At 63.9% G+C, this 21,963-nt stretch carries 17 protein-coding genes; 8 read left to right on the top strand and 9 right to left on the bottom strand.

Going from position 1 to position 21,963, the window contains the following annotated elements:
* Nucleotides 1–1,587: a DUF2357 domain-containing protein gene (locus F8197_RS01280; RefSeq protein ID WP_193333299.1), complete on the top strand. Its 1,587-nt coding sequence runs from the start codon at nt 1–3 to the stop codon at nt 1,585–1,587.
* A 54-nt stretch (nt 1,588–1,641) separates the two neighbouring features.
* On the opposite strand, the gene F8197_RS01275 is transcribed toward F8197_RS01280, so the two are convergent.
* Nucleotides 1,642–1,842 carry a hypothetical protein gene (locus F8197_RS01275; protein ID WP_152879353.1) on the bottom strand — a complete coding sequence of 67 codons (201 nt, stop codon included), beginning with the start codon at nt 1,840–1,842 and terminating at the stop codon, nt 1,642–1,644.
* 12 nt (nt 1,843–1,854) lie between these two features.
* Nucleotides 1,855–2,748, bottom strand: coding sequence for an SPFH domain-containing protein (locus F8197_RS01270; RefSeq protein WP_193333298.1), 894 nt, complete (start codon nt 2,746–2,748; stop codon nt 1,855–1,857).
* A gap of 187 nt (nt 2,749–2,935) precedes the next feature.
* On the opposite strand from F8197_RS01270, the gene F8197_RS01265 reads away from it, so the two are divergent.
* Both F8197_RS01265 and F8197_RS01260 read left to right on the top strand, forming a co-directional pair.
* Nucleotides 2,936–6,010 (top strand): RICIN domain-containing protein, encoded by a 3,075-nt coding sequence (locus tag F8197_RS01265; RefSeq protein ID WP_152879351.1) that lies wholly within the window; start codon nt 2,936–2,938, stop codon nt 6,008–6,010.
* Nucleotides 6,011–6,132: 122 nt separating this feature from the next.
* Nucleotides 6,133–6,321 (top strand): hypothetical protein, encoded by a 189-nt coding sequence (locus F8197_RS01260; protein ID WP_019920018.1) that lies wholly within the window; start codon nt 6,133–6,135, stop codon nt 6,319–6,321.
* A 12-nt stretch (nt 6,322–6,333) separates the two neighbouring features.
* On the opposite strand, the gene F8197_RS01255 is transcribed toward F8197_RS01260, so the two are convergent.
* Nucleotides 6,334–8,163, bottom strand: a complete 1,830-nt coding sequence (locus F8197_RS01255; RefSeq protein ID WP_152879349.1) for a glycoside hydrolase family 28 protein — start codon at nt 8,161–8,163, stop codon at nt 6,334–6,336.
* Between the two features lie 153 nt (nt 8,164–8,316).
* Nucleotides 8,317–10,059, bottom strand: a complete 1,743-nt coding sequence (locus F8197_RS01250; RefSeq protein WP_152879347.1) for a M14 family metallopeptidase — start codon at nt 10,057–10,059, stop codon at nt 8,317–8,319.
* A 68-nt stretch (nt 10,060–10,127) separates the two neighbouring features.
* On the opposite strand from F8197_RS01250, the gene F8197_RS01245 reads away from it, so the two are divergent.
* Nucleotides 10,128–10,496 (top strand): Fur family transcriptional regulator, encoded by a 369-nt coding sequence (locus F8197_RS01245; RefSeq protein WP_019920021.1) that lies wholly within the window; start codon nt 10,128–10,130, stop codon nt 10,494–10,496.
* Nucleotide 10,497: 1 nt separating this feature from the next.
* Here the strand turns inward: F8197_RS01245 and F8197_RS01240 are convergent, their stop codons facing one another.
* Genes F8197_RS01240 through F8197_RS01225 form a run of 4 tightly spaced genes read right to left on the bottom strand, consistent with a single transcriptional unit; the run spans nt 10,498 to nt 14,828 of the window.
* A complete protein-coding gene (locus tag F8197_RS01240; protein ID WP_227012008.1) occupies nt 10,498–10,884 on the bottom strand; it encodes a MerC domain-containing protein in 387 nt (128 codons plus the stop codon).
* A 2-nt stretch (nt 10,885–10,886) separates the two neighbouring features.
* Nucleotides 10,887–12,962 (bottom strand): TonB-dependent receptor domain-containing protein, encoded by a 2,076-nt coding sequence (locus F8197_RS01235; RefSeq protein WP_152879345.1) that lies wholly within the window; start codon nt 12,960–12,962, stop codon nt 10,887–10,889.
* A 58-nt stretch (nt 12,963–13,020) separates the two neighbouring features.
* Nucleotides 13,021–14,115, bottom strand: coding sequence for an ATP-binding protein (locus tag F8197_RS01230; protein ID WP_152879343.1), 1,095 nt, complete (start codon nt 14,113–14,115; stop codon nt 13,021–13,023).
* Nucleotides 14,112–14,828 (bottom strand): response regulator, encoded by a 717-nt coding sequence (locus F8197_RS01225; RefSeq protein WP_227012007.1) that lies wholly within the window; start codon nt 14,826–14,828, stop codon nt 14,112–14,114. The genes F8197_RS01230 and F8197_RS01225 overlap by 4 nt, the downstream gene beginning before the upstream one ends.
* A gap of 164 nt (nt 14,829–14,992) precedes the next feature.
* Between F8197_RS01225 and F8197_RS01220 the strand changes: the two genes are divergently transcribed.
* From F8197_RS01220 to F8197_RS01210, 3 genes are read left to right on the top strand one after another with little or no spacing between them, the layout of a single operon-like run.
* Complete coding sequence (locus F8197_RS01220; RefSeq protein WP_152879339.1) at nt 14,993–16,132, top strand: efflux RND transporter periplasmic adaptor subunit; 1,140 nt, start codon at nt 14,993–14,995, stop codon at nt 16,130–16,132.
* A 21-nt stretch (nt 16,133–16,153) separates the two neighbouring features.
* Nucleotides 16,154–19,303: a multidrug efflux RND transporter permease subunit gene (locus F8197_RS01215; protein ID WP_152879337.1), complete on the top strand. Its 3,150-nt coding sequence runs from the start codon at nt 16,154–16,156 to the stop codon at nt 19,301–19,303.
* On the top strand, nt 19,303–20,715 hold the full coding sequence (locus F8197_RS01210; RefSeq protein ID WP_152880745.1) for an efflux transporter outer membrane subunit: 1,413 nt from the start codon (nt 19,303–19,305) through the stop codon (nt 20,713–20,715). The genes F8197_RS01215 and F8197_RS01210 overlap by 1 nt, the downstream gene beginning before the upstream one ends.
* Here F8197_RS01210 and F8197_RS01205 read toward each other — a convergent pair.
* The gene (locus F8197_RS01205) at nt 20,712–20,966 is read right to left on the bottom strand and encodes a hypothetical protein (RefSeq protein WP_152879335.1); all 255 of its coding nucleotides are present in this window, start codon (nt 20,964–20,966) and stop codon (nt 20,712–20,714) included. The genes F8197_RS01210 and F8197_RS01205 overlap by 4 nt on opposite strands.
* 134 nt (nt 20,967–21,100) lie before the next feature.
* On the opposite strand from F8197_RS01205, the gene F8197_RS01200 reads away from it, so the two are divergent.
* Nucleotides 21,101–21,961, top strand: a complete 861-nt coding sequence (locus tag F8197_RS01200; protein ID WP_193333297.1) for an MBL fold metallo-hydrolase — start codon at nt 21,101–21,103, stop codon at nt 21,959–21,961.
* Nucleotides 21,962–21,963: the final 2 nt, after the last annotated feature.

Here is a 21,963-nt window from a genome sequence, read left to right as displayed (position 1 = left end):
ATGTCGACGCTCACTTGCCACGTCGCCTCTGGCGTCTCTTTTACTGTCTCCCCGGAATCAAGCTGCAGCGAGGGCTTTTACGAAGGTGGCCGGTACGCGTTTGTACTACAGAGCGAAAGTACGCGCATTCTTGTTATTGACGATATGCGCCTCCCCTGTCGCAACGCAAACGGCGATCATCGTTGGGAATGGACACCACAATTTTATGCCGGCACGGTAATAGCCGAATTATTCGACGAACGCGGTGTGCGGTTGGCTGTCTATCACCTCGAGGTGGCACCTCCGGCTAAGAAACTGGCGAAGATGTGTTTCCATCGGATGGTTGTGGACTTGAGGTCGGAAGACCCCGAACTTCTTTTCGGCGCGGAACCAGGTGGCGAAAAAATCAGCAGCGAAGGGGATTTCAGCAATATTCACTTGCAATACGCAAGACTGAAGCTGTTCGGCGACCGATACTTGCGGGCCCTAAAAAAAATAACGATCCAACCGCTTTCCGCTCTGAAAGGTACGCGCAGCAGTGCCCCTTTGCACCGCGTTCGGCGCATAGACACGCAAACCCTACGTAGCCTGGCCAGAAATCCTGGGGCTATGGCGCAGCTTGGCAATATTGACGGCGTAGATTCGATCACAATCGGAATGTTCGATGTTCCTGTTTCAAGCGTTACACTTGACACTGCGGCACACCGTACGTTGAAGACCATTCTCAACAAAATTATTCGCCACATTAATGCTGTGCGCATGGAGCTCAGGAGCCTGGCCGCCAATGAACAACGAGACCAGGTGCGCACATCCCAGGCCGATCGCCTGGCCTTGCGCGAGTTGCTGCTGGACGACCTGGAGGATGGATTACAAAAGCTGAAGCGTGCCCGGCCCTTTTCGGAGGTGACGCGCGACGAAATTTCCAGTGCAGGTCTGAACGCAATATCCGGACATCCCGACTACGCACGTGCGTTTCGTCTGGGGTGGCAAATTCTTCGTCCCGGTATCGATGGACCGGGTTCAGACGAGATCCTCCCGGTAAGCCCAACCTGGGAAATATACGAAAGATGGTGTTTTCTGCGCGTGGTCGTGGCCTTAAAACATATATTCCCTGAACTGGTCTGGTCACGAAAAGTAGGTGGTAAGGCTGATCGAATCAAAATAAGCGGAGAAGGCAAAGACATACAAGTTAGGGCATTTTTACAGAAAACGTTTCCTGCCTTCGACAAGAAACACGGGCTTGAACATTTTTATAGCAACTCCGCGCAACGTCGCCCGGATATCGTCGTTACCGTGACAAACGGCCCAACTAGAAAAATCATTGTATTCGACGCCAAATATTGCGTCAGCCGCGATAGTATCTTGGAAGCAATGTCATCGGCGCATATCTACCGCGACAGTCTGCGATGGGGTGCTGCCAGTCCCGATTATGCATTGTTGCTCGTGCCCGCTGGAGGTGGAGTTGCGGCATTGGAGCAGCCTTGGTTCATCGCGGAAAATAAGGTTGGTGTCATTCCGCTATCTCCCCTACTGGGGGAAGAGCATGTCATATCGTTTCTGTCCAGGACGCTTCTAGCTGGCACAGCGAACTCCATCCACCCTGATTAGCCCCATGAACGATCGAACGACCAGATAAGCAGCGGGGATACGCCCGTTAGACTATTACGGGTCAGGCGCAGCCTCGCCATCAACCGGTTTCTTGGCCTCCGTGGGCTTGATACCGCGCCGCGCCAGCCCCTCGCGCAACAGGAATTCGATTTCCGCGTTCACGCTGCGCAGGTCGCGCGCGGCCAGCCGTTGCAGCTCTTCCCAGAGTGCCGGGTCGATGCGTAACGGGTAGGCTTTTTTACCGGGACTTGCCATGCTGGACGGCCGCTAGTTGTACAAGGTGCCGGTGTTGATGATCGGCTGGGTTTCCTTGTCCGAGCACAGTACCACCAGCAGATTGCTGACCATGGCCGCCTTGCGTTCATCGTCGAGTTCCACGATGCCGCGCTCCGACAGCCCTTTCAACGCCGCTTCCACCATGCTCACGGCGCCATGGACGATCTTGGCGCGGGCGCTGATGATCGCCTCGGCCTGCTGGCGGCGCAGCATCACCTGCGCAATCTCGGCGGCGTAGGCCAGGTGGGTGAGCTTGGCGTCCACCACTTCCACACCGGCCGCCTCGAACCGCGCCTGCAGCTCGCACTTGAGGGCATCGGCCACCACGTCCATGCCGCCGCGCAGCGTGGTTTCGTTGGCGGACAAATCTTCGCCCTCGTCGTATGCATATTGCGACGCCAGGTGGCGCAGCGCGGCTTCGGCCTGGATCGCTACGTAACGCTCGAAATCATCGACCTCGAACACGGCCTGGGCGGTATCGCGCACGCGCCACACGATGGCGGCGCTGATCTCGACCGGGTTGCCGCGCTTGTCGTTGACCTTGAGCGTGGGCGCATTGAAATTACGGGCGCGCAGCGACAGGCGGCGCTTGACGTAGAGCGGAAACGCCCAGCGCAAGCCTTCGCTGCGGTCGGTGCCGATGTACTTGCCGAACAGGGTGAGGATGGCGCTCTCGTTGGGCTGCAACATGAACAGGCCTGCCAGGCAAAAAGCTCCCGCCAGCACCAGCACGACTGCGGCAAACAGCGTGACCATGTTGCCGACATCCATCCCGCTCCTGAACACATAGACAGCGGCGAGCAGCAGCACTACCCCGGCCGCAGCCGCCAGGTAGCCGTTGGTCGATGAAAACGCTTTTTCGCGGCGGGTAGCTGCTCCATTCATGTTCGATTACTCCTCAGGTAAGACATCAAAGTGATATCACTTTAGGATCATGCTGCCAGATTGTCAAGCACGCCGTTTCGCTTGCCAGTCACTTTACAGTTTCCCTCAATTAATGTCTTATCTATACTATTGGTCACCGGCATGCACTGCCGCTGCCGGCCACTTGACTTACAGGAGCTGAGACACGATGAGCAAAGAAAACGCCTCCGGGCCCTCAAGCAGTAACGTTGAAAACGAACCAGTAACCCAAGTGCTGCCCGAGAGTGACCCGGCAGCGGGCAAACCGGTACAGGACAGCGGCAGCGGTAACGCCAAAGCTGAGGACAATGCTGACGTTATTGCAAATGCAAACCCCGACGCCATAGCCAACCGCGAAGTCAAGCCGGACGACAAAGCAGAAGGAAAATCCGACGCCGTCATTGCAGTGAAAGCCAAGCCGACAGACCCACTCGAGAACAAGTCCCTCGAGGACGAAGAGCTCGAACTCAGCAAGCAAGAGAAAAAGGAACGCATCGCCGAACGCAAGAAGGAACTCGCGCAACGCGAAAAAGAAGCCAATGACCGTCGCTCGCAGTTGATCAAAGCGGTGCGGTTTTCGGCACCGGCCATCGACAAGGCGCTGGTCGATAAATTTGAAGCGCTCAGCATCGACAGTCATGCATTTGCCGCCAAGGATGTCGTCAAGCTCATGACCAATGACGCCAAGCTGCCGGAAAAGGTGCTGGACTTTTTCGATCTCAACCTGGCGCAGCGCGAAGATCTGCTCGACCGGATCGGCTACTACAAGGGCATCGTCATCGATCACAGTGCCGCCAACCCGGTGGAGACCGGATTCCGCGAAGTGCTGCAAAGAACGCGCGTCGCCAGCAAGCTGAGCAAGCACGGCGGCAACCTGGTCACCGGCATCCTGTATCGCAAGCCGAATTTTTCGGGTTACCACGAGAATTACTACACGTCGTCGGAGTCGCTGCACCAGGTGCAGAAAAATGGCGTGACCGACATCAAATCCTCGCTCAGCGTGGCGGGAGGCAAGGCAGCATCGGTCGGCGTCGGTGTGTCCGGCTCCTCCCATGAGTCCAACAGTTCGAACAGCGGCACCGTCAAGAAAAAGCTGTACATCACCGCCAACTATTTCCTGCCCAAGGTCGAACTGTCGTTCGACGATACCTTCCCCTGCGCGAGCGATGAATTCGAGGCGACCTGCGAAGAAGCGCTGGCCAAATCGCAGCCGGAAGCGCGCTTCAAGGGGCTGGTTGCCGTGCTCGGTAAATTCGGGCAATTCGTTGCGACACAAACGCTGGTGGGTGGCCGTTTATTTGCCACCAACGTCAAGGAATTTTCCGGCAACGAATCGCAGGAAGAGATGGTCCAGCGCTACGCCGGCCGTATCAAGGTCGCGGCGGAAAGCGTCACGGCGTCGTTCGAGTCCGACACCAGCTTTGAGAAGAGCAGCCAGGATAACGACCGCAACAAGGGCCGCAATGAACAACAGTCGGCGACCATCCATGCCGTGGGCGGCGAAGGCGCCGTGGTGGAACAGGCGGGCCGCTGGGCCGAATCGCTGTACGATTACCGGCGCTGGGCGGCCGTGCAGCGGGAAAACCTGGTGCCGAGTATCGATTTGCTCAATAAGAATCTGAGTATCCGCGTGTGGGATGCGCTGAAGATCTTCGCAGTAAAAAACACCGCGCTGCACCTGATCGGCGAATACAAGGCCTATTTCCTGTTCTACGGTCGCTACGACACCGAAATCGGCCAAGTGACGCGGCACGATACCGTCCTCCTGAAAAACAAGGGCAGCCAGCGCTGCCTCGCGGTGCAGGGCGAGACCCCGCTCAGCGGTGGCGTGATCGGCAAGCCGTTCGAATGGAGCGAGCAGTTGCTGTGGCGCATTACGCCGAACGGCAACATCGTCAGCACGATCCCGGTCAGCAGCGGCTTCCCGGGACGCAAGCAAGCGGTGGATTTCGCGCTGACCGTGGTGGGCAAAGCAGCTGAAAAAGACGCGGCACAAGCAAAAACCCTGGCCGTGGAATTGCGTGAACTGGGCAGCGGCGCCAACCAGGTGTGGGATTTTACCGGTCGTGGCGAACTGCGCAATGCTGCTTTCGGCGCCGGCTATGCGCTCAGCATGCCGCTCGACAACACGCCCTTGCTCAAGCTGGTAGGCGACGGCAAAGACGACACGACCATCTGGAGCGTGCAGGAAGCGGCGCCCGAGGACATCGTAAAAATGGCCGCACATAAAGCGTATGGCAAACTGGTCCACCCGTCCGGGCTGGTACTCGCCATCGACGGCTACGAGGACAGCACCAATACATTCGCCTTGACCGACCGGCGCCGCGTATTGCTGCAACCGGACAACGGTGGCAAGCACCAGTTATGGCACGTGCGCAGCGATGGCGTGATTATCTCGGCATTGACCATCGGCTCCAATAACTCGTCCATGACAGCCGATGTGTACCTGGTCCAGGCTGACGACAAACAGGTATTTGCGCAAGGGATAAGCCTCGCGGCAAAAGTTTTCAAGACCGACCAACAAGGCCTGGCGCATATCGTCGACGCCGACCAGAAGATTTTGTACGCCGGTGCGGTGGTGGTCAAACCCGCCTCCGGTCAACGCGTGACGGCGATGACGGAACCAGGCGAGGCGCTGACTTTCACCGCCCTGCCAGCGGGTACCCGTCCGGTCACCTATTCCACCGGCACGGCGGTCAAGTCAGGCGGTTGCTACCGCTTGAAGACCGTTGACAAGCGCGAACTCAAGATCGATGGCTATTTGACCGGAATCGAGTTCGTGCTTGAAGAACGCAACCCTGGCACGCTGTTGAAGCGGAACGAATATTTCCGCATGCGGATGCGGCTGTCGGTCGTGCGCAAAACCGGCGCCATCCCGGTGGAGTTGAAGGATGAACCTGACAACGATACCGACCGCGATTTCGTGGGCGATGACGATGGCCATAGCGACATTCGTGTCGATGAGCGCTTCCTGCTGCTGCCGGAAGGTCCGATTTACTCACTGCGCCTGCATACGGGCGGCAAGAAGCGGCTCGCGTTCGAATATCGTCTGGTAGAAAACGGCCCATGGATCGGCCTGTCGGACTCGGACGATTCGACCCAGCCCTTGAATGTCAATCTGCTCAACGTGGGTTCCGCACTGGACGCCGCCGCCAGTGGCAGCCGGGTGGTCGGGGTGGCGCTCGAATACGATGCCAGCGCCCAGCTCCTGAAACCAAAACTGCTGCGCAAGCTGCTGAGCTAATTGGTGGTCAAGCCGGGATTCTTGATTTGCATCAAGGAAACCGGCTTTATATCGATGGGACAATGCGTGCCGTGCAAGACCTCTTATCCGCGCGCACGCGCACCTGGCGACAAGGACCACCGATGGCAAAATATTTCAGCCGGCTGTTCGGCAACGACGACTACCGCATCCACGTGATGCAGGACGATGCCCCGCATCCGATCCGGCGCCACCTGCAACCAGCACGCCGCGACGAGCTGGTGCAAGCATTATTCGGCACCGGACCGGCGCGCAGCGTCAAACGCAAGCGCGCCAGCCGGGCCGGCCGCTGACAATCAAAGCCGTCAGGCGTCGATCTTCTTGCTGATCGCCTTGCCGGCGATTTTCACATTCGTGAGCACCAGGTTTTTCACGTTATAGGCAAACCACGGCTGCTCCGCGTTGCGCGGGGTGCCGAAGTCGCAGTTGGTGATGGTGATGTTGTCGAGGGGGAGCGTGGGCTTGCCGGCCGGTCCGTTGTAGGTGCCGGCCACCGGTCCCAGGATCACGAACGCCTGGAAGCACGAGTGCTTGCCGGTCGGCGTTTGCACATCGGAGACGCGCAGGTTCGAGATGTGCACGTCGGAGACCTCGGGCGGGCGGATACGCACGCTCTCGTCCACCGGCGTGTAGTCGCAATCGATGGTGATCACGCCGCCGGCCGTGGTGTGCGGCACCGCCGGCAGCTTGGTGCCCGGCAGTTGCGAATAAGTGCGGCCGATGGTGGCCACGCCATTGGGCAAGGTGCAGTCGCGCACGTAGAAGTGGCGCAGGAAGCCGCCACGGTTCATATTGGTCTTCATGCGGATGGCGGTATTGAGGCCCGACGTCTGCCAGTACTTGTTGCGGAACTCGAGGCGCTGCGCATACACATGCTCGATACCGCCAGCCATCTCGCTGCCCAGCGTCATGCCGCCATGGCCGCTGTTCATCACGCAGTCCTGCACCAGCACATTGCGGGTGGGGCCGAACTGGATGTCGCGGTTGCGGCCCGCCTTGATGGCGATGCAGTCGTCGCCCGCGTTGAACTCGCAGTGCTCCACGAATACCGTGTCGCACGCTTCGGGGTCGAAGCCGTCGCTGTTCGGGCCCTGGCTCTCCATGCGCACCTTGCGGATATGGACATTGCGGCAGTTGACCGGGTGGTGCTGCCAGAACGGCGTGGCGGTCACCATGTAACCCTGCATCAGCACATCGGTGCAGCCGATGAATTCGATCATGCTCGGACGCAGGTAGTGGCCCACGCCGAACACGCGCTTGGCCACCGGCACGCCGGCTTCCGACAGCGCCGGCAGATAGCGTACGTCGGCGCGGAAGCTCTGGCGCGTCGCTTCGATCATCTCGCGGTCATGCGCGGGCAGGTTGGGCGCGACCTCGCTCATCGACTTGGGATTGCGCTCGTTGACAGCAATCTCGGTCTGCACGCTGCCCTTGTTGTGGCGGCCCTTCCAGTCCCACCAGCAGCCTTCGCCGTTCTCGAACGGCACGCCACCCTGGCCGTTCAATACGCTGGTCCAGTCCTCGCCGGTGAGGGCGATGTTGGTCTGGCCGTAGGCGTACACCAGCGGCGAATAATTGAGCACGTCGTTGCCCTGCCAGCGCGAAATCGACAGCTTGCCATTCGGGCCGCAATCGATGTCGCCGTACTTGGCAAAGTCGGCCGGGTTGGCGCTGAAGTAGACGTGGGCGCCCGCCGCCAGGTACACGTGCACATTCGAGCGCAGCACGATCGGACCGGCCACGTACCAGTCGCCTTTCGGGATCACCACGCGCCCGCCCCCGGCCTTGTGGCAGGCGGCAATCGCTGCGGTAATGGCGGGATAGGCATCGGGCGAACCGCGCACCGGCGACGGTACGTCGGCTTTTTCGGTATAGCGGATGGTGGCGTTGACCTTGGCCGTTTGGCAGGGTTTGGCGCCGAAGGCGGTGATGACGAAATCCTCGTCGCGGAATTTGAGCGGCTTGGCGAATTTCTGTTCGATGTCGCGCGCGCGCTGCCAGGGGTCGGCAGCAATTTTTTTATCCTCGGCGCTGGCCGTGGTAGGCAACAGCGCCGCCGGTACACTGGCCGCCGCCATCATGCCTGCACCGCTGCTCATCAATACGCGACGTTTTTGATCAATCTCCACCTTCATGGTCTGGTCTCCGTGATTAGCTATTTGCCCGGATTGTTCCGGATCTGGCACTGCGGGACCATTCTAGCAAGGTTTCAAGGTGGTTAGACCACTTTATATCTGGTCTAACCACATCGGTGCAACCAAACAATCGCAGCGGTGATCAATTACCGCTCAACGCTCCATCAGTACCGGATAAGTCCAGCGCGCGCGATCGAGATACGGCGAACGCGCCAGCCACCAGCGCAGGCGTGCCTGCGGATCGGCGGCCAGCGCGGCGTCGGCCGCCAGCGCTGCGGCAAAGCTGGTGCGCAGGGCCGGATCCGCCGCCATCATGCGGTCCGCCATGGGCGCCAGCAAGTGGCGCGGCAATTGCGATTCGAGCGGCAGGGCGTTATCGAAATGGCCGGTGGCCAGGAACGAATCGTCGCTCTCCGGCTCCAGCAGCGCCGCCGCCAGCAAGTGAAATGGCTGATCGCGCGGAACGCGTACCGAGCCGGCCGGCAGCGTCCACTGCTTTTGCGCGCGCAGCAAGCCGGTGCGGTCCTTGCCGCTGGCCAGTTGCACCGTCTCCAGTGTCAACGTGCGCGGCGCCTTCAATTCGTCCATCACGATGCCGTGGCGGCGCAGCGCCGCGATCATGCCCTGCTGTTCGGCGCCGATCCACCACGCCGCCGGCAATGCCACCTCTCTGGTCGAGCGCACGCCGAAGACTGGCATGGCGATATCGACCGGCTCACCGGTCCAGCGCCGCTCGCGCACGCCGGACGCCGGCGACAGGTACGAGTCGTAGCGATACCCCTTGAAGGTTTTGAATTCCAGTGGCGCGGTCTCCTTTTCCCAGCGCACCATCAACTGCGCCGGGCGCGCAGCGCGGTCGCGCGCCTTGGCGGCAGCGATGCCCTGCCCTTCGCGCGCCACGGTTCTGAGCGACTGTTCGAGCAGCACATAAGTGCCCAGCACCCGGCGTTTATACGGTTTCATGGCGTGGTTTTCGACCAGCACCGTGGGAATACCGACAAAATCGCCATAGCCGGTCGAATAGCGCGGCCCTTCGGCGCTGATGCGCAGCCCCTTCTCGGGCGCATCTTCGTCCACCCAGCTCGGATAGATGTCGGGCGTGTGGCCCTGCGCGGTGAGCGCCGCGTTGACGTCGGCGTGATACGCGGTCATCAGCCAGTCGGCGGTTGCACGCGAGCGCGCATAGGTGCCCCAGCCGGCAAAGGTGTAGGTCACGTCGTACTGGTAGTCGATGCCGTCGCTCACATGCACGTCGATGTACAGTGCCGGATCGAAGGTTTGCAGCAGCTTGACCACGGCCGCAATCTCGGGCGACTGCAAGCGCGCGTAATCGCGGTTGAGGTCCAGCCCCTGGCCGTTGGTGCGCGCGCCCTTGCTGTCCGGGCCGTGCTGGTGCGGGCGGCCGATATCGCTGGCGTTTTCATGGCCATCGACATTGAGGATGGGGATGAACACCAGGTCCACCGCGTCAAGCAGATCGTCGCGGCCGCGCAGGGCGATATCGCGCAGCAGCATCAGGCCCGCATCCTTGCCGTCGATTTCGCCCGAGTGGATGCCGGCCTGGATCACCACCACCGGTTTTTTGGCGCCAGGCTTCCTGGCCAGCACGTACACCAGGTCGCGCCCCTGCAGGCTTTTGCCGAAGGTGTGCAGCGACAGCAGCTTCGACGTTCCCGCCAGCGTGCGCAGGTAGTCGAGCGTTTGCGCATAGCTGGGCGAAGAGCGAAAGTCCGACCGTTCGGCCGGCGTGGCCAGGAGGTCGGCAGCCGGTACGATCAGCTGCTCGCTCTTGCCGTTCCACGGCGCGGCAGGTGGCAGCACTTGCGGCGCTGGTGCGGCGGATGTTGGAGCTGCTGCATACAGCGAGGTGATGAAAAACAGCGATCGAAACAACATGTGAAGGTTCCCGGTTATATAATGAAGGCCTGTCCGGGCCGTCGTCCGGCGCCGAGGAACAGAATCGAATGGAACGAAATACCCGCCAGCGCACCGCCATCCACCAGTGCATCACTGCCGCAGGGCGCCCGCTCGCGCCGCAGGAAATACTCGAACACGCGCAGCAGGCCGTGCCGGGCATCGGCATGGCCACCATCTACCGCAATATCAAATCGCTGCTGGAGTCGGGCGAGATCGCCGCCGTGTCGCTGCCCACTGGCGGCGACCGTTACGAAGTGGCCGGCCATGGCCACCACCACCATTTTCACTGCCGCGCGTGCGACAAGGTGTTCGAAGTGCACGCGTGCCCCGGCGACATGCAGAAGCTGGCGCCCAAGGGCTTCCAGCTCGAGTCGCACGAGCTGACCTTGTACGGCCTGTGCGACCAGTGCAAGTAGATTAATCGGTCGCGCAGCTCTTGCAATTGCCGTGGTTGCGGCGATGCGCGACGATCAGCAGCAGGCTGCTGCAAATGGCCAGTGCGGTTTCCCAGGCCTGGCCGAACAGCGGCCCCACCACGTACACCGCCACGATAAACGCTGCCAGGCCGGCAGCGCCCAGCAGCAGCGCCACCGGTTCGCGATGCTTGATAAAGCCCGGCAGCAGCGCCACGATCACCGGTATCGTCACGCCCAGCACCAGCAGCGAGTGTACAGAATCATGTTCGTGGCCCAGGCCCAGCATGGGAAACGCCGCCAGCAGGAACGGCATCGCCACGCAATGCACCAGGCAGATGCCTGATGCCGTCATGCCCGCGTAGTCGCCCCACCGGATCAGGTATTTCATCATCAAAACGACACGCGCACGCCGGCGGTGACATTCCGGCCCGGCAGCGGGGCCGAGTTCTTGATGAACGACGTGTGGCTGTACGCCAGTTCGTTGGTCAGGTTGTTCAGGCGCGCATAGATCTGCGCCGGCATGCCGCCGAGGCGCAGCGTGTAGTGCGTACCCACGTTGAGCATGTTGTAGCCGGGCGTGGCGCCTTCGAAGTCGGCGACCTTGTCCTGCTTGTTCACGCGATAGAACTCCACCTGGCCGTGCAGCTGGCCCAGGTTGCCATCGACGCGGGTGCCCAGGCGCGCGGCCGGAATGCGCGGCAGGTTGCGGTCGCCGCCGGCGCTGTCGAAGCGCGCACGCACGTAGTCGCCGAACACGGTGGCCTCGAACGCTGGCGAGAACTTGTGTTTCACTTCGCCTTCCAGGCCGGTGAAGGTGGCGTCGCGCTGGGCGTATTCGATCAGCTGGAAGCCTTCGAAGTTGTCCAGCGTACGGGCGTAGATATAGTTATCGACCTTGTTGTGGAAGGCGCTCAGCGAGAACGTGGTGGCGCCGGCATACTTGCGCAGCGTGAGATCGACGTTGTTCGAGGTTTCCTTGTCCAGGTCCTGGTTGCCGATCTCGTAGGTGCTGGTCGCCATGTGCACGCCATTGGCATACAGTTCCTCGGCGGTAGGCAGGCGGTGCGCGCGCGACAGCGACGCACGCAGCGAATACTCGGGCGCGAATTTCCACACCGCGCCCACGGCGACCGACGTACCGCTCACATCGTGATCGCGCAAGCCGGCCTGGTTGACGGTGATGTCCTGCCACTCGTGGCGGGCGCCCGCTTCGAAGCGCCAGTCCTGCAGCTTGTATTCCTCGGTGACATACACGGCATTTTTCTTGGTGATGGTCGCCGGTACGTAGGCTTCCTCGCCGTCGGCGACGAAATCGCGCTTGGTCGTTTGCACGCCCACCACGCCGCGCCAGCCGCCCAGCGGTGCGTGTTCCGCTTCCACGCGCACGTCGTGCGCCTTGTTGCGGAAGCTGGTCGCCACTTCGGCGCCTTCCAGTTCGTCGTGCTGGTAGTCGGTAAGCGAGGCGCGCAGGCGCACCTTGGTGATGCCGGCCACCGGCGCGCGGTATTCACCGCGCAGGTCCCAGCGGTTGCTGTCGAGTTTTACGGTGGGGATCGCGCCTTCCTCGTGTTCGTGGTCGTGATCGTGGCCTTCTTCCTCTTCATGCTCGCCGCAATGCAGGGTGGCGCCGTGCGGGTGGCAGCCTTCGAATTCGTGGCTGTGGCCGGGAATGCCGTAGCTGGTGCGCTCCTTGGTGTAGGCCAGGCCCAGGTAGCCGTTGGCGCCGATCCACGACAGGCCCACGCTACCGGTGTCGGTGTCCTTGAAGCTGCCATCGACGGTGCGGCCTTCGCTCCATCCCTTACCGACCTTGTAGGCGTCGGCTTCGCGCTTGACGCCTTCGGCGTGGAACGCGAAGCTGCCGGCGCCGCCGGTCACTTCGAATGCACCCGCTTTTTCACGGGCGACCGAGTTGGCGCGCAGTTCGGCGCTGCCTTCCAGGCCGTTGACTGGAATCGCGGTCGGAATCTTGCGGTCGATGATGTTGATGGTGCCGCCCACCGCGCCGCCGCCGTAGGCCAGCGCCGACGGACCGCGCAGCACTTCGATGCGCTCGGCCAGCATCGGCTCGAACGCCACCGCGTGGTCGGGGCTGATGGTGGAAGCGTCCTGGATTTCCGCGCCGTCCGACAGAATTTTGACGCGCGGGCCGTCCATGCCCCGGATGATCGGGCGGCTGGCGCCGGCGCCGAACTGGCTCGACGAAATGCCGGGCTGGCGGTTGAGGGTCTCGCCCAGGGTCGATTCGCGCACGCGCACCAGCTCATTGCCGCCGATGGACGTCACCGGCGTGATCATGTCGTCGCCAACCACGCCCAGCGCGCTGGCCGAGACGATCACGGTCGGCACCGACTCCGGATCGGCCGGCAAACGAGAGTCCGTTTGGGCGTGGGCCAGCGGGAAATGGCTCAATGCCAGCGTAATGGCCAGGGCGATCGGGGTGCGGTTGCTGCGAAAAACGGACATGGGAAGTTCCTTATCGATGCTTGATAGTCGGTAATGATAAGTCATTATCATTAAACACTCAAGCGTTACGTGTATCCCGTACGTCGATATGGTCCGCCGGCCAGCGCAACTCGAACAGCGTACCGCCCAGGGCAGACGGCCGGCACGCCGCCTGGCCGCCGTGCGCCTTGGCGATGGCGCCCACCACCGCCAGCCCCAGGCCGCTGCCGCCGCTCTCGCGCGAGCGCGATTGTTCGCCGCGCTGGAATGCCTCGAACACGTGCAGCGCCAGCTCCGGCGCAATGCCGGGCCCCTCGTCTTCCACCCGCAGGGCGCACATGCCGTCCGCGACGACGGCGGCAATGCGCAGCCGGCCCGGCGTGGCGTGGCGGCGGGCGTTTTCCAGCAGCGCCAGCAAGGCCTGGCGCATGCGCATCGGATCGCACAGCACCGGTTCGCCGTCCGCCGCCACCTCGATACGGAAGCCCGCCGCCTGCAAGGCCGGGCCGGCCAGCGCGATCACGGTGGCGATGTCGCCGGCCAGGTTGGTCTCCACCCGGTGCAGCTCCAGGTGGCCGCTGCCGGCCAGCGCCACGATGCGCAAGTCCTCGATCAGCCGGCTAAGTCCCTCGACATGCGTGAGCAGGCTGCGGAATTGCGCCTGGTCGGGCACGAACACGCCATCCGTAAACCCCTGCAGGCGGCCACGCAGGATGGTGACCGGCGTGCGCAGTTCGTGGGCGATGGCGGCATTCCAGAAGCCGCGCTCCTGCTCCATGTGCTGCAGGCGTTCGGCCATGCTGTTGAAGTCTTCCACCAGTTGCGACGCCTCGCCGATCGGGCGGTCATCGACGGCAGCGCGCGCGGCCAGGTCGCCGCCAGCCACCCGCCGCAGGCTGGCGGCAACGGCGTTCAGTGGCGCCAGGATGCGGCGCGACAGCCGCGCTGCCGCCACCATGGCGATGATCACCGCGACGACGGTCGAGATGCCCATGTACAGCCACTCCGGCAGCGTGGGCGAATAATTGTGCGGATCGGCGAACAACTCGGGCTGATAACGCAGCAGCAACGCGTACAAAATGTAAGAGCTGATTTGCAGCAGCACGATGATCAGGAGCGTGAGCAGCGACATCGACAGCGTGATCTGGCGCCCCAGGCCCATGCCGAACTTCATGCGCCGCCTCCCAGCCGGTAGCCAACACCACGCACGCTCTCGAGCAGGCCGGCGGCGCCGGCGCCCTCCACCTTCTTGCGCAGCTTGCTGAGATGGCTGTCCACGGTGCGCTCCAGGGTTTCGCCCTCAGGCAGGCAGGCGGCCAGCAGTTCGGCGCGGGTAAATACCCGCTTGGGCGCACGCGCCATGTGCGCCAGCAGGCGGAATTCGGTGATGGTCAGCGCCAGCACCTGGCGGCCGGCCGCGCCGCACACGGCCGCTTCATAATGTTCGAGATCGACCTCGATGCCTTCGGCGCGCAGCAGCTGGTGCGGCTGCGCCCCGCCCTGCAAGGTGCGGCGCAGCACGGCCAGCGTGCGCGCCACCACTTCGGCCGCGTTGAACGGCTTGACGATGTAGTCGTCGGCGCCGATGCGCAGGCCGGTGAGTTTGTCGATATCCTGGTCCATCGCGGTGAGCATGATGACGGCAGTGTGACCGCGCCGGCGGATTTCGGACAGCACCGCCCAGCCATCGAGCCGGGGCATCATCACGTCGAGCAGCACCAGGTCGGGCTTGAGCGCATGGTGCATATCGAGCGCGGCCTGGCCGTCGGCGGCGTGCGCTACGCGCAGGCCGGAGCGCGCCAGGTAGGCCATCAGGATCTGGGCGATTTCCGCCTCGTCCTCGGCCACCAGCACCAGCGCCTGGGTGGAATCCGGAGGAGCTTCCATAGTGTCGTGAGGTTTTTGCATAGGCGACCATGATACCGCCGCCCGGCGCGCGTTTGCCAGTGCGGAAAAATATCGTTCGCCTCCACCGAATCTCCACACTTCCCCCATCGAACTTGCATGTACGAAGCGTAATCTCGCTGCACGACCACCTGAATAAATAACCTATGCATACCCTGTTGAAGAAATGGCCGTTGATGATCGCGGCCGCACTGGCCCTGGCCGCATGCTCCGAACAAGGCGCCGCGCCGCCGGCTGCGCCGCCACCGGCAGTCACCGTGGTGGCCCTGAAGCCGGCCGCCGTCACCCTCGACGACGACCTGCCCGGCCGCGTGGCGGCGCTGCGCACGGCCGACATCCGCCCGCAGGTCGGCGGCATCGTGCTGCGCCGCCTGTTCGAACAGGGGGCCGAAGTGAAGGCCGGCCAGCCGCTGTTCCAGCTCAACCCGGCGCCGTTGAAAGCGGAGTTCGATTCCGCCGCAGCGTCGCTCCAACACGCGCAGGCCACGCTGGCGCGCACCACGCGCCAGGCCGAGCGGCTGCAACCGCTGATCGACGCCGACGCCATCAGCCGCCAGTCGTTCGACGACGCTGTCTCCGAACGCGACCTGGCTGCCGCCAATGTGGCGCAGGCCCGCGCCGCGCTGGAACGCCGCCGCCTGGACCTGGCATTTACCACCGTGCAGGCGCCGATCTCGGGCCGCATCGGCTCCGAGCTGGTGACCGAAGGCGCGCTGGTGGGCCAGCTCGATGCCAACCCCATGGCCCGCATCCAGCAGACCGACAAGGTGTACGTGGACGTGCGCCAGCCGGCAGCGATGATCGCCTCGATCCATGCGCTGGGGGCGCGCGCAACCGATGGCGTGGCCGTCACCATCCTCGACGCCGACGGCAAGCCGTATGCCGCCAAGGCGCGCATCCTGTTCTCGGACATGAGCGTGGACGCCGGCACCGGCGACGCCACCCTGCGCATCCTGGTGGACAACGCCGACCGTGCGCTGCTGCCCGGGATGTTCGTGCGCGCGCGCATCGCCCGCAGCGCCGCGTCGAACGAACTGATGGCGCCGCAGCAGGCGGTGCAGCGCGGCGCCGACGGCGAAGCACTGGCCTGGACGCTCGACAAGGACCACAAGGCCAGCCTGCGCAAGATCGAAGTGGGACCGGTGGTGAACCATCAATACGTGATCCGGTCCGGTCTGAAAAGCGGCGACGTGCTGGTGGTCGAGGGCCAGGAACGGCTGCAGGACGGCCTGCAGGCGGCGCCACAACCGTGGCAGCCGGCGGCGTCGAAGACGGCGCAACGCTGATCGCACAGGAAAATACCAGCCATGTCTCAATTCTTTATCAACCGCCCCATCTTCGCGTGGGTGGTCGCCATTTTCATCGTGCTGTTCGGGCTGATTGCGCTGCCCAACCTGCCGATCGCCCGCTTCCCGTCGGTGGCGCCACCGAGCGTCACCATCAGCGCCGTGTATCCCGGCGCCTCGCCGCAAACCATGAACGACGCGGTAGTGGCGCTGATCGAGCGCGAACTGTCGGGCGTCAAAAACCTGCTGTACTACGAATCGTCCACCGACACCTCGGGTTCGGCCTCGATCACCGTTACCTTCAAGCCCGGCACCAACCCCGAGCTGGCGCAGGTCGATGTACAGAACCGGCTCAAGTCGATCGAACCGCGCCTGCCGCAGACGGTACGCCAGAACGGCGTAACGGTGGAATCGGCATCGTCCGGCTTCCTGATGATCATCAGCCTCAATGCCGATGCGAAGAACGGCAAAGGCGCCGATGCGCTGGAGCTGGGCGACTACCTGGCCCGCAACGTCATCGAGGAACTGCGCCGCGTACCCGGCGTAGGCAAGGTGCAGCTGTTCGGCGCCGAGCGGGCCATGCGGATCTGGGTCGATCCCGAAAGGCTGATCGCCCATAACGTTTCGATGGGCGACGTGACCGCCGCCATCGCCGCGCAAAACGTGCAGATCGCGCCTGGCCGCGTGGGCGACACGCCGTCCGTGCCCGGCCAGCGCGTGACCACGCCGCTCACGGTGCAGGGCCAGCTGCGCAATGCGCAGGAGTTTGCCGCCATCGTGCTGCGCGCGGGCCGCGACGGTTCGCTGGTCACGCTGGGCGACGTGGCGCGGGTGGAACTGGGTGCGCAAAGCTACAACTTCCAGGCGCGCGAAAACGGCGTGCAGTCGGCCGGCGCTGCCGTCTCGCTCTCGCCCGGCGCCAACGCCGTGGCCACGGCTGCCGGCATCCGCGCACGGATGGCGGAACTGGCCAAATCGATGCCGCCCGGGATGGCGTATTCGGTGCCGTTCGATACCGCGCCGTTCGTCAAGATCTCGATCGAAAAAGTGGTGACCACGCTGGTGGAAGCCATGGTGCTGGTATTCCTGGTCATGTATCTGTTCCTCCAAAAAGTGCGCTACACGGTGATACCGGCCATCGTCGCGCCGATTGCGCTGATGGGAACCTTTGCCGTGATGGCGGTGGCCGGTTATTCGATCAATGTGCTCACCATGTTCGGCATGGTGCTGGCGATCGGCATCATCGTCGATGATGCCATCGTGGTGGTGGAGGCCGTGGAACGGCTGATGGCCACCGAGCGCCTGTCGCCGCGCGAGGCGACGTCGCGGGCCATGAAGGAAATCAGCGGCGCAGTGGTTGGCATCACCGCCGTACTCACCGCCGTGTTCATCCCGATGGCGCTGGCCGCCGGTTCGGTGGGCGTGATCTACCGCCAGTTCACGGTGGCGATGGCGGTAGCTATCCTGTTCTCGGCATTTTTGGCGCTCACGCTCACGCCGGCGCTGTGCGCCACCATGCTCAAACCGATCGGCCCCGAAGACCATGTCAAAAAAGGTTTCTTCAGCTGGTTCGACCGCAGCTTCGACCGCATGACGGCCCGCTACGCGGCCGGCACCACCGCGCTGCTCAAGCGCGGCGGGCGCATGATGCTGCTCTATGCGGCGATTGCCGCCGCCATGGCCTGGGGCTTTACCCGCCTGCCATCCGCCTTTTTGCCGGAAGAAGACCAGGGCTATTTCATCACGTCGTTCCAGCTGCCGTCCGACGCCACCACCGGCCGCACGCTGGACGTGGTCAAGCAGTACGAACAGCACGTGGCCAGCCGTCCCGGCATCGACGTCAATCAATCGCTGCTGGGCTTTGGCTTCTCCGGTTCCGGTCCCAATGCGGCCATGGCCTTCACCATGCTCAAGGACTGGCCCGACCGCGACGGCGCCAGCGCCCAGGAGGAAGTGCTGCAGGCGCAGATGGCGATGGGCGCCGCGCGCGAAGGCATGATCATGTCGGTACTGCCACCGGCCATCGACGAATTGGGCAACTCGTCCGGCTTCGTGCTGCGCCTGCAGGACCGCGCCAACCAGGGCGCCGCCGCGCTGCAGGCGGCGCAGAACCAGTTGCTCGGACTGGCGGCGCAAAGCCCTTTGCTGGGCATGGTCTATCCGGACGGCTTGCCGCCCGGCGCCAGCGTGCGCCTGGAAATCGACCGCAAGAAGGCCGAAGCCCTGGGCGTATCGTTCGCCGCCGTGAGCGACATGCTCACCACCGCCACCGGCTCGACGTATGTGAACGACTTCCCCAACGCCGGCCGCATGCAGCAGGTGATCGTGCAGGCCAATGCCTCGGCGCGCATGCAGCTCGACGACTTGCTGGCGCTGCGCATTCGTAACAGCGACGGCGGCATGGTGGCGCTGAAAGAAATCGTCCAGCCGGTGTGGCAGCAAACGCCGCTGCAACTGGTGCGCTTCCAGGGCTACCTGTCGAGCCGCATCAGCGGCGGTGCCGCGCCCGGCGTTTCCAGCGGCGCAGCGATGGCCGAGATGGAGCGCCTCGCTGCGCAACTGCCGCCCGGCTTCGGCGTGGCCTGGGCCGGCCAGTCGCTGCAAGAGAAGGAATCGGCCGCACAGGCGCCGCTGCTGATGGCGCTGTCGATGCTGGTGGTATTCCTGGTGCTCGCTGCCCTGTACGAAAGCTGGGCGATTCCCGTCTCGGTGATGCTGGTGGTGCCACTGGGCCTGATGGGCGCCCTGCTGGCGGTGGGCTTGCGCGGCATGCCGAACGATGTGTTCTTCAAGGTGGGCATGATCACCATCATCGGCCTGTCGGCCAAGAACGCGATCCTGATCGTGGAGTATGCGCGCCAGTTGCATGCAGAGGGCAAAGGGCTGGTGGAAGCGGCCATCGAAGCGGCGCGACTGCGCCTGCGGCCGATCCTGATGACATCCCTGGCCTTCACGCTGGGCGTGGTGCCGCTGATGCTCGCCACCGGCGCCAGCGCCGAGACCCAGCACGCGATCGGCACCGGCGTGTTCGGCGGCATGGTAGCCGCCACCGTGCTGGCGATTTTCTTCGTCCCCGTATTTTTCGTAATGGTGGTGGGCGGCTCCGAGCGCCTGGCGCGCTGGCGCCAGCAGCCATCTGCCGCACCCAAGCTCGAGGAGCAAGCGCCATGATGCGCCCTACACTGATGACTGTCTTCGTGGCCGGCGCGCTGTCGGCGTGCTCGCTCACGCCCCCGCTGGAAAAACCGGCGCTGCCGGTGGCGGCCAGCTATGCCGACACTGCCTCTGCCGCCTCATTTGATTCGAACGCCGGCACCGGCGCCGACGTAGCCTGGCGCACCATGCTGCCCGACCCGCGCCTGCAACAGCTGGTGCAACTGGCGCTGGTCAACAACCGCGACCTGCGCGAAGCTGCACTGAATGTCGCCGCGGTCCAGGCCCAGTACCGGATCGAGGACGCCAACCGCCTGCCCAAGGTCGATGTCGCGGCCGGCGCCACGCGCCAGCGCGCGATCGGCACCAACAGTGCCGGCGGCTTCCAGCCACGGGCGATCGAGGAAAGCAGCAATGCCGGCCTGGCGATCAACGCCTTCGAGCTCGATTTCTTCGGTCGCCTGCGCTCGCTGTCGGACGCCGCCTTCGCCCGCTACCTGGCCTCGGTGGAAGGACAGCGCGCCGCGCGCCTGACCCTGATCGCGGCCGTGGCGGACGCCTACCTCGAACAGCGGCTGGCGCAGGAGCAGGCGGAGCTCACGGAGCGCACGCTGGACGACTGGCGCCAGTCGCTCGCGCTCACCGAGCGCCTGCACACGGCGCAGCAGCGCAGCGGCATCGACCTGGCCCAGGCGCGCGGCCAGGTGGCGACGGCGGAAGCGGACCTGCAGGTGCGCAAACGCGCGCTGCGGCTGGCGCACAACAACCTGGAACTGCTGGTGGGCGCCGCCCTCCCCGCCGACCTGCCCGACGGCGCGGCGCTGTCGCAACAACCGGTGCTGACCACCCTGCCCGCCGGACTGCCATCGGACCTGCTGGCGCGGCGGCCGGACATCATCCAGGCCGAGCACGCGCTGGTGGCTGCCAATGCCGATATCGGCGCCGCCCGCGCGGCGTTCTTCCCGCGCATTTCGCTCACCGCACAACTGGGCTTCGCCAGCCCGGAGATCGGTGGCCTGTTCCGGGGCAGCCAGCGCAACTGGTCGTTCGCGCCACAGTTGACGCAACCGATCTTCCACGGCGGCTACCTGCGCGCCGAGCTGCGACTGGCCGAAGTGCGCAAGTCGATCGCGGTGGTGCAGTACGAACGGGCGATCCAGTCGGCCTTCCGCGAAGTGGGCGACGCGCTGGCCGGCAGCCAGACGTACCGGCTGCAAATCGACGCGCAGCAACGGGTGGTGGACGCGGCCGAACTGCGCGAACGGCTGTCGAAACTGCGCTACGGCGCCGGCCAGGACAGCCGCCTGGAACTGCTCGACGCCCAGCGCCAGTCGTACGCCGCGCAGGGCACCCTGCTCGACCTGCGGCGTGACCAGTTCCGGTCGGCGGTGGCGCTGTACAAGGCGCTGGGGGGTGGCGCCGAGGGTTAATTCGGTGCCGGCGGCGGATTGCGCACCTGCTCCAGCAGCGCCAGCACCGCCTGTTCGGCCGCGCCTTCGGCCTCCGCTTCCGAGCCGAACACCTGGTCGGCCGCCACGCGCTGGCGCGCATGAATCACATTCATGTGCATGGGCGTGGCGGACGGCGCCGAGATGGCGACAAACGCGCCCCACTGGTCGCTGCCCTCCAGCGGCTCGGCCATGTATTCGACCTGGTACTCATCGATGGTTTTGATCGGCATGATGCGGCTCCAAAAGGTTGAAGCGCCAATATAACCGCAGGGCCGCTGCGCGCGGCGCGCGGGAGCGGTGCGCCATGCTGCCGGTATCGCGGCTATGCTCGGGGGGCAGACCACACACTCAACCAGGACCTTCCATGCTCAAACGGCTACTGCTCGCCTGCGCCCTGCTGCTCTCCGCCACCGCGGCATCGGCCGCGCCGCAGCGCGCGATCACGGACCTCGGCAACAATATCTACCGCTTCCAGAACGACACCCATTACTCGATCTTCATCGTGGGCAAGCGCGGCGTGCTGATGACCGATCCGATCAACGCCGACGCCGCGCGCTGGCTCAAGGGGGAGGTGGACAAACGGTTCGGCAAGCTGCCGGTGACCCACCTGGTGTACTCGCACAACCACGGCGACCATGTGTTCGGCGGCGAGGTGTGGAAAGAACCGGGCACGCGCGTGATCGCTCACCAGCTGGCGGCGGCCGACCTGGCCCGCAACCGCGCACCCACCGCACTGCCCGACATCACGTTCAGCGACCGGTTGAATGTCGACTTCGAAGGCCGGCCCATCGAACTGCGCTACCACGGCCCCAATAACGGCGCCGGCAACATCAGCCTGTACGTGCCGGATGCGAAAACACTGTTCGTGGTTGACTGGATCGTCCTGAAACGCCTGCCATGGATGGAGCTGTATTACTACAATCTCGATGGCATGATCGCGTCGCTGCACCAGGCGCTGGCGATCGACTTCGACACCGTCGCTCCCGGCCATGGTCAGACTGGCACCAAGGCCGACGTACGCGAGTTCCTGGCTTACCTGGAAGACCTGTGCGCCGCCGTCCTCGATGGCATGAACCAGGGCAAGACGCTGGCGCAACTGCAGCAGGACATCAAACTGGACAAGTACGCGGGCTATGCGAAGTACCGCGAGTGGCTGCCCCTGAATATCAAGGGCGCGTACGAGCAGCTGGCGCAAACGTCCGGGCGGTTTGGCCAGGAAAAGTAGCG

It is taken from the genome of Duganella sp. FT27W (assembly GCF_009295655.1).
Lineage (GTDB): Bacteria > Pseudomonadota > Gammaproteobacteria > Burkholderiales > Burkholderiaceae_D > Rugamonas > Rugamonas zoogloeoides.
The sequence above is the reverse complement of the archived record's forward strand: the minus strand, read 5'-3'. Positions and strand labels throughout refer to the sequence as shown.

Coding starts and splice junctions, on each gene's coding strand:
- F8197_RS01220 (WP_152879339.1), top strand. CDS start 14,993: ATGCATACCCTGTTGAAGAAATGGCCGTTGATGATCGCGGCCGCACTG.
- F8197_RS01215 (WP_152879337.1), top strand. CDS start 16,154: ATGTCTCAATTCTTTATCAACCGCCCCATCTTCGCGTGGGTGGTCGCC.
- F8197_RS01275 (WP_152879353.1), bottom strand. CDS start 1,842: ATGGCAAGTCCCGGTAAAAAAGCCTACCCGTTACGCATCGACCCGGCA.
- F8197_RS01245 (WP_019920021.1), top strand. CDS start 10,128: ATGGAACGAAATACCCGCCAGCGCACCGCCATCCACCAGTGCATCACT.
- F8197_RS01210 (WP_152880745.1), top strand. CDS start 19,303: ATGCGCCCTACACTGATGACTGTCTTCGTGGCCGGCGCGCTGTCGGCG.
- F8197_RS01270 (WP_193333298.1), bottom strand. CDS start 2,748: ATGAATGGAGCAGCTACCCGCCGCGAAAAAGCGTTTTCATCGACCAAC.
- F8197_RS01265 (WP_152879351.1), top strand. CDS start 2,936: ATGAGCAAAGAAAACGCCTCCGGGCCCTCAAGCAGTAACGTTGAAAAC.
- F8197_RS01230 (WP_152879343.1), bottom strand. CDS start 14,115: ATGAAGTTCGGCATGGGCCTGGGGCGCCAGATCACGCTGTCGATGTCG.
- F8197_RS01260 (WP_019920018.1), top strand. CDS start 6,133: ATGGCAAAATATTTCAGCCGGCTGTTCGGCAACGACGACTACCGCATC.
- F8197_RS01205 (WP_152879335.1), bottom strand. CDS start 20,966: ATGCCGATCAAAACCATCGATGAGTACCAGGTCGAATACATGGCCGAG.
- F8197_RS01225 (WP_227012007.1), bottom strand. CDS start 14,828: ATGGAAGCTCCTCCGGATTCCACCCAGGCGCTGGTGCTGGTGGCCGAG.
- F8197_RS01255 (WP_152879349.1), bottom strand. CDS start 8,163: ATGAAGGTGGAGATTGATCAAAAACGTCGCGTATTGATGAGCAGCGGT.
- F8197_RS01280 (WP_193333299.1), top strand. CDS start 1: ATGTCGACGCTCACTTGCCACGTCGCCTCTGGCGTCTCTTTTACTGTC.
- F8197_RS01240 (WP_227012008.1), bottom strand. CDS start 10,884: ATGAAATACCTGATCCGGTGGGGCGACTACGCGGGCATGACGGCATCA.
- F8197_RS01235 (WP_152879345.1), bottom strand. CDS start 12,962: ATGTCCGTTTTTCGCAGCAACCGCACCCCGATCGCCCTGGCCATTACG.
- F8197_RS01200 (WP_193333297.1), top strand. CDS start 21,101: ATGCTCAAACGGCTACTGCTCGCCTGCGCCCTGCTGCTCTCCGCCACC.
- F8197_RS01250 (WP_152879347.1), bottom strand. CDS start 10,059: ATGTTGTTTCGATCGCTGTTTTTCATCACCTCGCTGTATGCAGCAGCT.